Origin of the sequence: Spirosoma spitsbergense DSM 19989, assembly GCF_000374085.1 — a bacterium.
Taxonomy (GTDB): domain Bacteria; phylum Bacteroidota; class Bacteroidia; order Cytophagales; family Spirosomataceae; genus Spirosoma; species Spirosoma spitsbergense.
Genome location: NZ_KB893592.1, coordinates 58,985 through 71,149, shown reverse-complemented (window position 1 = coordinate 71,149; position 12,165 = coordinate 58,985). Strand labels below are relative to the sequence as shown.

General features: G+C 51.8%; 10 protein-coding genes and 1 pseudogene. 6 read left to right on the top strand and 5 right to left on the bottom strand.

Features of this window, described 5'->3' with window-relative positions:
* Positions 1-14 precede the first annotated feature (14 nt).
* Positions 15-1,508 (top strand): lipopolysaccharide biosynthesis protein, encoded by a 1,494-nt coding sequence (locus B157_RS0128925; RefSeq protein WP_020606802.1) that lies wholly within the window; start codon positions 15-17, stop codon positions 1,506-1,508.
* Between the two features lie 23 nt (positions 1,509-1,531).
* On the opposite strand, the pseudogene B157_RS0128920 reads toward B157_RS0128925, so the two are convergent.
* A pseudogene (locus B157_RS0128920) lies at positions 1,532-1,768 on the bottom strand (endoribonuclease YicC domain-containing protein); the annotation flags it as partial.
* A 112-nt stretch (positions 1,769-1,880) separates the two neighbouring features.
* Here B157_RS0128920 and B157_RS0128915 point away from each other — a divergent pair.
* From B157_RS0128915 to B157_RS0128905, 3 genes are read left to right on the top strand one after another with little or no spacing between them, the layout of a single operon-like run.
* Positions 1,881-2,765 carry a GlcNAc-transferase family protein gene (locus B157_RS0128915; RefSeq protein WP_020606800.1) on the top strand — a complete coding sequence of 295 codons (885 nt, stop codon included), beginning with the start codon at positions 1,881-1,883 and terminating at the stop codon, positions 2,763-2,765.
* A complete protein-coding gene (locus tag B157_RS37010; RefSeq protein WP_020606799.1) occupies positions 2,749-3,387 on the top strand; it encodes a 2OG-Fe(II) oxygenase in 639 nt (212 codons plus the stop codon). The genes B157_RS0128915 and B157_RS37010 overlap by 17 nt, the downstream gene beginning before the upstream one ends.
* Positions 3,388-3,399: 12 nt before the next feature.
* Positions 3,400-3,681 carry a hypothetical protein gene (locus B157_RS0128905; RefSeq protein ID WP_020606798.1) on the top strand — a complete coding sequence of 94 codons (282 nt, stop codon included), beginning with the start codon at positions 3,400-3,402 and terminating at the stop codon, positions 3,679-3,681.
* A gap of 40 nt (positions 3,682-3,721) precedes the next feature.
* On the opposite strand, the gene B157_RS0128900 is transcribed toward B157_RS0128905, so the two are convergent.
* On the bottom strand, positions 3,722-4,609 hold the full coding sequence (locus B157_RS0128900; protein ID WP_026309041.1) for a YicC/YloC family endoribonuclease: 888 nt from the start codon (positions 4,607-4,609) through the stop codon (positions 3,722-3,724).
* Positions 4,610-4,723: 114 nt separating this feature from the next.
* The gene (gene pdxA / locus B157_RS0128895; RefSeq protein ID WP_020606796.1) at positions 4,724-6,337 is read right to left on the bottom strand and encodes a 4-hydroxythreonine-4-phosphate dehydrogenase PdxA; all 1,614 of its coding nucleotides are present in this window, start codon (positions 6,335-6,337) and stop codon (positions 4,724-4,726) included.
* A 103-nt stretch (positions 6,338-6,440) separates the two neighbouring features.
* On the opposite strand from pdxA, the gene B157_RS0128890 reads away from it, so the two are divergent.
* Positions 6,441-7,379, top strand: a complete 939-nt coding sequence (locus B157_RS0128890) for an NAD(P)-dependent oxidoreductase (protein ID WP_020606795.1) — start codon at positions 6,441-6,443, stop codon at positions 7,377-7,379.
* 34 nt (positions 7,380-7,413) lie between these two features.
* On the opposite strand, the gene B157_RS0128885 is transcribed toward B157_RS0128890, so the two are convergent.
* Complete coding sequence (locus B157_RS0128885) at positions 7,414-9,207, bottom strand: IPT/TIG domain-containing protein (protein ID WP_020606794.1); 1,794 nt, start codon at positions 9,205-9,207, stop codon at positions 7,414-7,416.
* 177 nt (positions 9,208-9,384) lie between these two features.
* Here B157_RS0128885 and B157_RS0128880 point away from each other — a divergent pair, with 177 nt between their 5' ends.
* A complete protein-coding gene (locus tag B157_RS0128880) occupies positions 9,385-10,914 on the top strand; it encodes a P-loop NTPase family protein (protein WP_020606793.1) in 1,530 nt (509 codons plus the stop codon).
* Positions 10,915-11,260: 346 nt separating this feature from the next.
* Here the strand turns inward: B157_RS0128880 and B157_RS0128875 are convergent, their stop codons facing one another.
* Positions 11,261-11,791: a hypothetical protein gene (locus B157_RS0128875; protein WP_020606792.1), complete on the bottom strand. Its 531-nt coding sequence runs from the start codon at positions 11,789-11,791 to the stop codon at positions 11,261-11,263.
* Positions 11,792-12,165 lie beyond the last annotated feature (374 nt).

Genomic DNA, 12,165 nt, shown 5'->3' with positions numbered 1-12,165 from the left:
GCTCATTCTCAAGAATGGGTATCATAAAACGGCAGACGATTCAGAGTTCGGTGTACACCTACGCGGGGGTGGCGGTGGGCTTTTTAACGCAGGGACTTTTCTTTCCGAATCTGTTCAGCAAGGCGCAGGTCGGGTTATTGACGCTGCTGATTTCTCTGGCGCAGGTGCTGGCCCAATTTGCCAACCTGGGTACCAACGGCGCGGGAGGGCGGTATTTTCCGTATTTCCGCAACCCCGACCGGCAACATAACGGCTATCTGTTCCTAACAAGTCTGACAACACTTGTTGGTTTTGGCCTGTGTGTGCTGGGGCTGTGGCTGGCCCGACCCTGGTTTATTGCGAGCAGCGGAGGTGAGTCGGCGTTGTTTACCGACTACTATTACCTGCTCATTCCGCTAACGCTGTTCACCGTTTACTTTGCCGTTTTCGACAACTACTCCCGGCTGTTATACAACCCCGTTACGGGCACGGTGCTGCAGCAGTTTGTGCAGCGGCTGCTGATTTTACTGGCGGGGGTGATTTACTGGCTGGGATGGGTTACGTTCCCGCAGTTTCTGGGCCTGTGGCTACTGGCTTTCTTTCTGCAAACGATGCTGATGGTGGTCAGCGTTGTTCGTGATAAAGCGTTGTTTCTTCATCGGCGTTTCCTTAACCTCGACCCCGAATTGCGCCGAAACCTGACGCGCTACGCAGCCTTGACCCTCACCACGGCCCTATCGTCGCAAATTATTCTGACGATTGATAAGGTGATGATTAACAGCAAACAGGGCCTGGGCGATACGGGTGTATACGGCACGGCTTCCTACTTTGCCGCCGTTATTGCCGTACCCGCCACGGCTCTCTACAAGGTGTCGGGGGCGTTGATTGCGGAGTCTTGGAAAACGAACGACCTGGAGAATATCGCCAGTATCTATCGGAAAAGCTGCCTGAATCAACTCATTGCGGGGTGTCTGGTATTTGTTGGGGTGGCCGCCAACCTGCCCAATGTGTTCCGGTTTCTGCCGCCAAGCTACGAAGCGGGGTACTACGTCATCTTGTGGCTGGGTCTTGGCAAACTCATCGACATGGCCACGGGCGTGAATGGCATCATCCTAAACACGTCGCGCTTTTACACCTACGACTCGCTGTTTTTTGTTGTGCTGATTTTTATCACTATTGCAGTTAACCTATACCTGATTCCCCGATTTGGTATCAATGGGGCGGCTATTGGGGCGGCACTGGCTACGTTCCTGTACAATCTGGCCCGGACGCTGTTCGTCGGGTTTGCGTTCAACATGCAGCCGTTCACCTGGCGAAATGGACTGGTTGTGTTACTGGGCGCAGGCGTGTGGTGGATTTCTGTACAATATCCTTACCCGGCACCAACTGCCACAACCACCCGCGTTCTGCTGGATATGGCCGGTCGGTCGGCCCTGATTACGGCCCTGTTCGGTGGAGCTGTTGTCGGGTTCAGTCTATCATCGGATATTAACCAGACGATTGGGCAGCTGCGGAAGCGTTTTTTATAGTACCCCTTCAACCTCGCCCGTTGTTATCTGTTTATCTCCGACGCGGCAACCATTCCTGAACAACGTTTCTGAATCACATTCATCGTTTGTTCCTTTATCTTCTCCAGTTCATCTTTCATCTGCACGACAAACCGCTGAATAGTCGAGTCGTTGGCTTTGGAGCCGATGGTATTTATTTCACGACCAATTTCCTGGGAGATAAAGTTCAGTTTTTTGCCGTTGGCTTCTTGCGTGGCCAGTACTTCCAAAAAGTAGCTGAGGGGGAGGAGCGTAGTTTGTACCGGTTGCTAATTAACGTATACCATTTACTAACCCAAAATTCGATAGCGTATCAGATAAGGGTAACTTTTTGTACGCAAAAGCTACCCGGTCATGGCAGAGATATACGTTCAGATACCCGCCTATCGCGATTCAGAACTGCCCAAAACGTTGCAAAGTCTGCTCAGAATGGCAACGAACGCCAGCCGTATCCGCATTGGAATTGTCTGGCAGCGCGGGCCGACTGAGTGGTTACCCCGCAGCCTGATCACGCAGTATGCTATTGATATAACGGAGGTGCCTTATCAGGAAAGTAAAGGGTGCAACTGGGCACGAAATCTACTGCAACAGGGCTGGCAGGGGGAACCGTATACATTGCTGATCGATTCGCATCAGCGGTTTGTGCGGGGCTGGGATCAACTGCTCATCGACATGTACGAAGGGTTGAGGCAACAGCACGTTGAGAAACCGATTCTTAGCGGTTATCTGCCCCCTTATGATCCGGTCAATGAACCGCACGGTCGGCTCCATAAACCGATGCAGATCTATCCCCTCGATCACGAAAACGGCTTGTTGACGAAATTGGTCAGTTACCCAATACCCTTCTGGAAGCAACTCGATGGCCCCCGGCCAGCACACTTTGTGTCGCTGCATTTTTTGTTTACCGCCGGGCAGTTTAACCGCGACATCACATTCGATCCGGGTATTTATTTTTTTGGGGATGAGGTGGTCACCAGCCTGCGGGCTTTTACGGCCGGTTATGATTTGTTTCATCCACATCGGGTAGTGGGCTGGCACGCCTACGACCGCCGAACCCGTACACCACACTGGGCCGATCACGCAACCTGGACGGAACAGGAAAAAATATCGTCTGAACGCATCCGCTCGCTCTATGAAGGTCAGCTAACGGGTCGCTATGGGCTGGGTACCGTCCGCAGTCGTCAGGCGTATGAAACGTATATTTTTCGAACCCTGATTAGCCATGAAGCAATCGACTGAGCAGCCAATAGCGACTGTAGATAAAAAAAACCTGTTCTGGCTGGACGGTTTTCTGACCGATGCCCAGTGCGCGTTTGTTCGGGAGGAACTGGAATTTGCCTTCTGGCACCGTAGTGCCGTCATCAAAAAAGTAGAAAATAACCAGATCGAGTCGTTTCACAGTGCATCGCGCACCAGCGAAACTGCGGCTCAGGAGTGGTTCAGCGATGAGCTACTGGCCTTCATGGGCGAGCTGGAAACCCGGCTCGAAAGCCTGCTGGGCACATCCCGGCAACGGTTTGAATACTGGCAGGCTACGCATTATGATCTGAACGGTCAGTTCGATTACCACCATGATGCCGGTTATTGGGAAGAAGACCCGGCTGGTGAACGACAGCATACGATACTGATCTACCTGGATACGCCTGCTGCCGGGGGACAGACGCACTTTCGGGCTCAGAACATCCGGGTGCAGGCTATAGCTGGCCGGTTACTGATCTGGAATAATTTGCTGCCTACCGGCCACTGTAATTACGGGATGATTCACGCCAGTATGCCCGTTCTGGCCGGGCATAAAACCACGCTCATTACCTGGGAACGACTTAAACCATTCAGAACAGGAATCTTGAACCAATTGAGTTAAACTAAAAATGCTATGGAAAAGACGAAGCAAATGGAGGAGAAAATTGTCGCCGACATCATCAGGCGTTACGGTGATGTCATCAATCTGAAGGAGAATCCAGCCCTGATTGTGGAGATCATTCGTAATTTTGGCAAACACCTGTTCGACGATGGTGGCCTGCCTGGTGGTGTTGGACCGGTACCACCCCCACCAGGTCCTACCAGTCATTTCGATACGGTTACCAACGCCGAGCTAATGAAGCAATTATTGAAACTGGCGAAGGATTTGGCCATTATTCAAAAAAAGCTTGGTTAACAGGAACGCTTAAACCACCAGAACAGGGTGGTTTAAGCGTTTAAATCACGTTCATTGTCTGTTCCTTTATCTTCTCCAGTTCGTCTTTCATCTGCACGACAAACCGCTGAATAGTCGAGTCGTTGGCTTTGGAGCCGATGGTATTTATTTCACGACCAATTTCCTGGGAGATAAAGTTCAGTTTTTTGCCGTTGGCTTCTTCCGTGGCCAGTACTTCCAGAAAGTAGCTGAGATGGTTTTTTAGGCGGACTTTTTCTTCCGAAATATCGAACTTCTCCACGTAGTAAACCAGTTCCTGCTCGAAGCGATTCTGGTCAAACGTTTCGCTGTCCAGCAGTTCTTTTACGGAGTTGCGCATCCGGGTGCGCACCGCCGGCATACGCTTCACATCCTGCTCTTCAATATCGGCCAGCCGGTCCGTAATAATCTGAATATATTCCTGAAACTTACTCTCCAGCACGGCACCATCCTGCTTCCGAAAGGCATCGCATCGGCGGGTGGCTTCCTGCACGGCCGCCAGTATCGTCGCCCATTCCGACGCATCGGCAGTAGGGTCGGCAGATTCGGTCAGGTAGGCGTTGGGTTGCTGGAGGGCCATCTGGAATACATCGCCGTCCGGAATGCTCATCAGCATGGTGTTGGCCGTTTCTTTCAGGTCGCTCACGTAGGCCATCACCAGGGGTCGGTTGATAATAACCCCTGGCCGAACGGCATTGGTACGGGCAAGGTTTATCGATAACTCGACCTTACCCCGTTCCAGTTGTTGGGTAAGCAGTGCCCGTAAGTCAATTTCCTTGTCAGAAAATTGCCGGGGAATACGGCAGTAAATATCCAGGAATTTAGAATTCAGTGTTTTGACTTCCGCCGTTGCCGATAGGCCACCGGCTTCTACGGTCGCGTTGCCGAAGCCGGTCATTGATTTTAACATTCGTTTGTGGTTTGTGGTTTAACCGGTCCGCCATTGCGGGTTGTAGTTGCACGATATAGTTTAATCCACGTCGGTTTTCTGATTGTCCGGTGTAACTACAAACGTCAAACTAGTTTATTTCAATTTGCCCGCTTCCAGTTCCAGGTATTCTTTTCGGTTACGGGCTACATCAATAGCGGTATAAATGGCCTGTAGCATGGACGTTTCATCAGCCAGGTTTTTTCCGGCAATATCGTAGGCAGTTCCGTGGTCGGGCGATGTTCGGACAGCGGGCATACCCGCCGTAAAATTGACACCCTCCTCAAAGGCAATGGCCTTGAACGGAATAAGACCCTGGTCATGGTACATAGCCAGCACCGCATCAAACTTTCGGTAGGCTCGGGTGCCAAAAAAACCATCGGCCGGGTAAGGGCCAAAAGTCAGTTCGCCTTTCTCCAGTAATTGGGTGAGCAGCGGCTTGATGATGTCTTTTTCTTCATTACCCAGCAGCCCTTCTTCGCCGGCGTGGGGGTTCAGGCCCAGTACCGCAATCTTCGGCTTGTCGATGCCGAAATCCTGTTTCAGCGAGTGCATCATCAGTTTCAGCTTCTGGGAAATTCGTTCAGGGGTTATTTCCTGCCGGACACTTCCCAGCGGCACATGCCCCGTTACCACGCCAACGCGCAGGGTCTCGCTAACCAAAAACATCAGGTTATCCTGAACGCCAAACTGCTGCGCCAGGTATTCGGTATGACCCGGAAAGTTAAACTCTTCCGACTGAATATTGTACTTGTTTATCGGGGCCGTTACCAGCGCATCTATCTTACCGTCTTTCAGGTCATCCACGGCCCGCTGCAAACAGGCCAGTGCTGCCTGCCCGGCCTCGGGCGTTACCTGTCCCGGCTGGATGTCCTGATTCTGGTCGGGCCAGCACGTGATAACGTTCGTTAGTTTGTGGCTGATCTGACCAATTGTCTGGGCACCGTTCAGGTTCCAGTCTTTCAGGTTTAACAGGTTACGATACCGGTTCAGAATCCGCATCGAGCCGTAAATGACGGGCGTGCATATTTTCTGTAACCGATTGTATTGCAACGCTTTCAGTATTACTTCAGGGCCAATACCGTTGTAATCGCCCAGAGAAATGCCGATAATCAGCCGGTCTTCCCGTCCGGCGTATTCGGTCGCTGCCGGTGGCTGATTCCCAAAATCGCGGGTATCCGGGTCGCCCGCCAGGGATTCCCGCGGCTGATTGCGATTACCCCGGTCGCGGTCAGGCCGACCTTCTCCCCGCTGGCGGTTTTCCTGCGGTTTTTGCCCTTTGTTTTCCGGCCTGTTTTCCCGGTCCTGTCGATTTTCTTTCTCCTGTCGGTTCTCCTGATCCTGTCGATTTTCTTTTTCCGGCCGGTTCTCCCGGTCCTGTCGATTTCCCTTCTCCGGCCGGTTTTCCCGCTGGCCCTTTTGCCGTTGCTCATCATTGCGGCCCGGTTGCTGGCGGTTATTCCGCTGGTTCGGTACGGGCTTGAAAGAACGCGCTGGCTGGTCTGCACCATTCGAATCATCAGGAGCCGGGGCTACCCGATTATTGTTATCTCGGTACGGAACATCCTGCCGGTTGTTACGGGATTGATTGCCTGATCGCTTCTCCGGCTGGGGCGATGGTGTATTGCTCAGATTTGCATCTGTTGCTGACTCCGCTTTGGGGCTGGCAGGTGGTGACTGGTTTGCTTCGTTCGGTTGGCGTGGTTCCATATACTTTTTGTAGTTTCGCCAAAAAACTCACTCATATCCTTATCCTGTCGAAAATAAGGTGGTCATGTGAGATTAATAGCCTGCAAGTTACGAAAAGCCCCGAATGTTCCAGAATCAACCTGCTATTCTGATTGCGGATGAGATGCATCCGTCCCTCTTTGGTATGCTCGATACAGCGGGCTTTATCTACGACTATAAACCAGCCATTACCCGTGCCGAACTATTGGCATCGCTTGCTCCCTATACCGGACTTATTATTCGAAGCAAGACGAATGTTGATGAGGAACTACTTAGTCGGGCACCTATCCTGCGCTTTATTGGACGCGCTGGTGCCGGGCTGGATCTGATCGACCTCGATGCCGCAAAACGTCGGGATATTGCGGTTTTTCACGCAGGCGAGGGTAACCGGGATGCCGTGGCCGAACACACGGTTGGTATGTTGCTGGCACTGCTTGCCAATATCCTGAAAGCGGACCGGGAAGTGCGGCAGGGTATATGGGATCGGGAAGGCAACCGGGGGTACGAGCTTGGGAGCCTAACGGTTGGTCTGGTTGGTTTTGGTAACAATGGACGGGCTACGGCACAACGGTTGAAGGGGTTCGGATGCCGGGTGCTGGCCTACGATAAATTTCTGACGAATTACGGCGGTGCATTGGCCCAGGAGGCTACAATGACCGAGATTATGGCCGAAGCAGATGTGCTGAGTCTACACATGCCGCTAACTAACGAAACCCGAATGATGGTAAACGATGCGTTTATCGACCGGTTTGCCAAACCGTTTTACCTGATCAATATAGCCCGGGGCGAAATTGTGTCGCTGGAGGCCGTCGTACGGGGACTACAGCAGGGCAAAATCCGGGGAGCCTGTCTGGATGTACTGGAAAATGAAAAGTTAGCCAAACTAACGCCGGGTCAGCAGGTAGGCTTTGATTACCTGCGTCAGTCAGACCGCGTTGTTCTGACCCCGCACGTAGCTGGCTGGACGCACGAAAGTTACGTGCGCATCAACGAGGTACTGGTTCGACAAATTCAATCTGGGTAGAACCTGCTCCGTCGGGGCAACAATCTTTTGCGGTCTACTTGGTAATGGTGAAGTTACTACTGGTACATACGGTACCCGCGTCATTGGTCAGGCATAGTTGACCCGTAACGGCATCGGCCGGGATTGTTACGGCCAGCGTGCCACCCGATACCCTGAACGTTGCCGGGGCAGATGTGCCACCGTTGAATTTAACGGACGTTACGGTGGCCAGATTCTGACCGGTAAAGAAAACCTCTATCCCGACTTTAGCCGATTTAGGCGTAAAATCGGTGATCGTTACCAACCGAATCGCCGTAAAAGAGGTTGTGCTGGTGGTTTCTCCGGCCCCATTGACTATCCGTATCGGCCCTGCCTGGGTATCCGTCGGCACTAAAACCCATCGCTCCGTATCCTCATTTTTACCGCCATCTGCGGCTGCGGCTGCGGCACCGGTAAAGAAAATCTGGGCATTCAGCAGGAAGTTACCCTGTATCACTACCTGGTCCCCCGGTCGCGCTTTTGCGGGTAAAACAGCGGTGATAACGGGAGGCTGCAACACGTATAGGGGGGCAGAAGCACTACCCGCCCGACTCGAAACAACCACCTGACCGCTTATAGCATTGAGGGGTACCCCAATCAGCAGGTCAACCCCTTCATTTCGACTGGTGACAGGTACCTGAATGCCACTGACCGTAACGGTAGTAATTCGATACAGGTTTTTGCCGGATATGGTAAGTGTTCTGCCGCGCAGTTGCTGGGCCGGCGTAACGACCAGATTGGATGGCGGGAGGTAGAAGAAGAAAGGATCAGTAGCGGTCGTATTGCCCCCCACACTACTGGCCGACACCGTTACGGGGCCGGAGACTGGTAAGGCGGGTACCGTCGCTTCAAGTTGCGTGTCGCTTATGACGCGAAAGGTGGCGGGCGTACTGCCGAACGATACGGCCGTTATATCCTTGAAGTTACGCCCGGTTATGGTCAGCTTATCACCCGTTATACCGTCCTGAGCGAGCAGGTTAGCAATGATGGGCGACTGAACAATTTTGAGTGTATCTGTGCTACTGGCCAGCAGCGCTTCAAAAACGCTTACCCGTACAAGACCCGATGTTGCCGTTGCCGGGATAATGGTGCGAATTTCGGTGTCCTTTACGGTTGTCGTTGCTTTGTCGGTAACCAGCCCATTGATACTGATAAGGCCATCCGTCAGATTTACCCCTTTGATAACCAGTTCTGCACCAGGTTTGGCCTGTAAAGGGCTGATGCTGGTAATCTGGGGCGTTCCGGCTACGATAAACCTGCTGGAAATAGCGCCCCCTACCGTTTCAACCACCAGAGGAACTGGTCCACGGGGTAGCACGGCAGGAACAACAATCGTCAGTTTTTGATCCGTACTGTCTTTGATCTCCGCGTTGACATCGTTGAACCGAACCCGTCTTATCTGATTCAGGAAAGAGCCGGTAATAACAACGAGTGTGCCTTGAAGCCCATTCGTGGGGCTAATAGCGGCCACAATGGGAGTGGGTTGTTTGACCGTAAAAGGGAGTGGGTCCGAAACTCCTTCGTCCGTCTGAACCCGAATCTGAGTCGGGCCGGGTTTGATACCCGGTACCGTTACCCGAATTGTATTCTCGTCCTGACTGGTAATGGCTGCTGTTGTAACCGATGTGGCCAGGCCAAATGTTACCGTCGGACTGGAGCCAAACTGGTATCCGGTCAGGAGTAATGGATCTCCTACAAACGCTTCGGAGGCCGATAAACCCGTTAATTCAGGAGGATTACGCTGAACGCGACAACTCGTTACGCCCAGTAATACAACAAACAAAAAGAAAAATGATATAGTAGCCTTCATAAGGAGCATCGGGTATTCCGGCCCGGCGCATAATTGGTAAAATTAGTCAATTTGCCGAACGAAAAACCATTTTCTACTAAAGCCTGTTAGAAGAATTGGGTAATGTATACGTAGCCGTAACCGGGTTCGACACCCATTTATAACGCCCATTATCCATTTCTCATTACTCTTATACGAATGAACTACCGCAGCCTGAAAGCATCAAAATTAGTACTTATCAATACCCTGGGCGAACTGAAAGCCGCTGGCTACCAGCCCCGATCCATCAAACAGGAATTGCGTGACAATCTGATTGAGCGGCTCAAAGACAAGGAAGACGTTTTTCCGGGTATCTGGGGCTACGAAGATACGGTTATCCCCGATGTGGAACGGGCTATTCTGTCGATGCATCACATCAACTTGCTGGGTTTGCGGGGACAGGCCAAAACGCGTATTGCCCGCTTGATGGTCAATTTGCTGGATGAATATATCCCCGTGGTGGCAGGGGCGGAACTGAACGATGATCCGCTGGAGCCGCTTTCGCGTTTTGCCCTTGATCTGATTGCTGAAAAAGGTGATCAAACGCCCATCGACTGGATGCATCGCAGTGACCGCTATACCGAGAAACTCGCTACCCCCGATGTATCGGTAGCTGATCTGATCGGGGATGTCGATCCGATTAAAGCGGCTACCCTCAAACTACCCTATTCCGATGAACGTACCATTCACTTTGGTCTGATTCCCCGCTCGCATCGCTGTATTTTTGTAATCAATGAACTGCCCGATTTACAGGCCCGTATTCAGGTTTCGCTGTTCAATATTTTGCAGGAGGGCGACATCCAGATTCGGGGTTTCAAACTTCGCCTGCCGCTCGATATTCAGTTTGTGTTCACGGCAAACCCGGAAGATTATACCAACCGGGGTAGTATTGTAACGCCGTTAAAAGACCGGATCGACTCCCAGATCGTGACGCACTACCCGAAATCAATCGAGATTGGGAGAAAGATTACGATGCAGGAGGCCGTCATCAAGAAGGAGCAGAAAAGCATGGTGAAGGCCAACGAGCTAATTGCCGATCTGATTGAGCAGGTTGCCATCGAAGCCCGAGAAAGTGAGTACGTCGATTCTAAAAGTGGCGTTTCGGCCCGGATGACCATTTCGGCTTACGAAAACTTACTCTCCTCCGCCGAACGACGGACGCTGCTCAACGGCGAAAAAGAAACGCACGTCCGCATTGCCGATCTATACGGGGTGGTTCCTGCCATTTGTGGTAAAGTCGAACTGGTGTACGAAGGCGAAGTAGAAGGGCCGGTTATTGTGGCGCAGAACCTGATCGGGAAAGCCATCCGGAATCAGTTTCTGCAATACTTTCCGAATCCGGAAAAAGCCAAGAAAGACAAGCGTGGAAACGCGTACCGGAAAGTGACCGACTGGTTTGGCGACGGGAATACGATGGACATTCTAAATGATCTGACCAACCGGGATTACGAAGCCCGGCTGCAAACGATTGATGGGCTGGACGATATTGTGGATCAGTTTCACCCGAAACTGAGCAAATCCGAAAAGCTGTTTATGATGGAGTTTGCCCTGCATGGATTAGCGGAGCACTCGCTGGTGGGCAAAAAGGCAATGGATACCGGTCTATCGTTCAAAGACCTGCTTGGGTCCATGTTCAATCCGGGTTCTGATTTCGGAGAAGAAGAGGAGGATGACGACGATCGATTTTAAGTAGGTCTGTCTAGCCCATATCTTTTGGCGTTCGCACGGGTGATCAAAACCAGTGCGAACGCCTTTTTGTTGCCTGACCCGGCTTCTTGCGCGGGCACCGTTCCATAAAAGGCGGGTGGTCCATAGACCGGTAAAACGCCCGCTGACCGCAGCTGTCGATGGCGTTTTGTAACCGGTCAACAAAGACGATGATGTCGTCGGCAACAGTAGTTTGATAAAAGGTATGCTGAGCGCATCAAAAAGAGCCAAAGCGATCCAAATTAGGACTGCTTTGGCTCGACGAAAAATTTATCCGTTGGGTTTCTCTAGTTGGAGGCCAACTGGCTAACCTTTCACGGGACTAGTATTAATGAAAGCCCTGCTGGGTCAAATACGCCTGATCAGCTTCATTCCGGGGATGTACGCCCACAACGATACCACCGTCCTTCAGACCGGACTCATACGCTCTCGCGGTTTCTTCCGGAATACCCGAATTTACTAAAGCACCGATCAGGCCACCGGCTAAAGCACCAGCTCCGGCTCCGGCTAAGCCAGCTGCCAGCGGACCGGCAATCAGTAAGCCTAGGCCGGGCAGCGCCAGCGTTGTACCGATGGCGGCAATAGCGGCTGCTACTGCGCCTACCGTACCCCCAATGGCAGATCCCTTACCTGCGCCTTCCATCGTTTTATCCGCCAAGGCCGAATCATCCGAATCACTGGTATCAAAATGCTGTTTACGGGTTTCATCCGTCATCACAATGTTCACGTCGTCTTTCGAAAAGCCATGCGATAACAGGGAATCGTAAGCCGACTCGGCGGCATCACGATCGGTAAAGATAGCGGTCATCAGGGGAAGTGATCCGGCGTTAATACCGGTGTTGTTTGGTTGACTAGTCATGAGAATTATATGGTTTTGTTGAATAAATCGACCACAAAGGTGGGTCGGTTTGTTCAACAGATGATAGTAAACTTTGTTCGAGCAATATGAGGGAGTGGTATCGAGAATACACCTGTTAGGCTGAGCGTAAATACCAGTTGATTGTTTTTCGTAACATATGGGCAGAATCCGGGTTTTGGCGAAAATGCACTGCCGTTCCCCGGTAAACCCAGTACTTAACGGGCCGTTTTCTGCCTGAAATTGCTGTTGTGCTGATGAGTAGGCTCGTAGGCTTTTAGGTGTTTTCTGTACTGGTATTACCGCTAGTGGACTGATTTGTACACGCTTACTATTGCTGTTGTGGCCACTATCTTGGGGTGATTCAATGCCGAAGT

Excerpts from the sequence above, each read along its gene's own strand:
- B157_RS0128900 (WP_026309041.1), bottom strand. The coding sequence starts at position 4,609 with ATGTTAAAATCAATGACCGGCTTCGGCAACGCGACCGTAGAAGCCGGT.
- B157_RS37010 (WP_020606799.1), top strand. The coding sequence starts at position 2,749 with ATGAAGCAATCGACTGAGCAGCCAATAGCGACTGTAGATAAAAAAAAC.
- B157_RS0128880 (WP_020606793.1), top strand. The coding sequence starts at position 9,385 with ATGAACTACCGCAGCCTGAAAGCATCAAAATTAGTACTTATCAATACC.
- B157_RS0128915 (WP_020606800.1), top strand. The coding sequence starts at position 1,881 with ATGGCAGAGATATACGTTCAGATACCCGCCTATCGCGATTCAGAACTG.
- B157_RS0128875 (WP_020606792.1), bottom strand. The coding sequence starts at position 11,791 with ATGACTAGTCAACCAAACAACACCGGTATTAACGCCGGATCACTTCCC.
- B157_RS0128890 (WP_020606795.1), top strand. The coding sequence starts at position 6,441 with ATGTTCCAGAATCAACCTGCTATTCTGATTGCGGATGAGATGCATCCG.
- B157_RS0128905 (WP_020606798.1), top strand. The coding sequence starts at position 3,400 with ATGGAAAAGACGAAGCAAATGGAGGAGAAAATTGTCGCCGACATCATC.
- B157_RS0128925 (WP_020606802.1), top strand. The coding sequence starts at position 15 with ATGGGTATCATAAAACGGCAGACGATTCAGAGTTCGGTGTACACCTAC.
- B157_RS0128885 (WP_020606794.1), bottom strand. The coding sequence starts at position 9,207 with ATGAAGGCTACTATATCATTTTTCTTTTTGTTTGTTGTATTACTGGGC.
- pdxA (WP_020606796.1), bottom strand. The coding sequence starts at position 6,337 with ATGGAACCACGCCAACCGAACGAAGCAAACCAGTCACCACCTGCCAGC.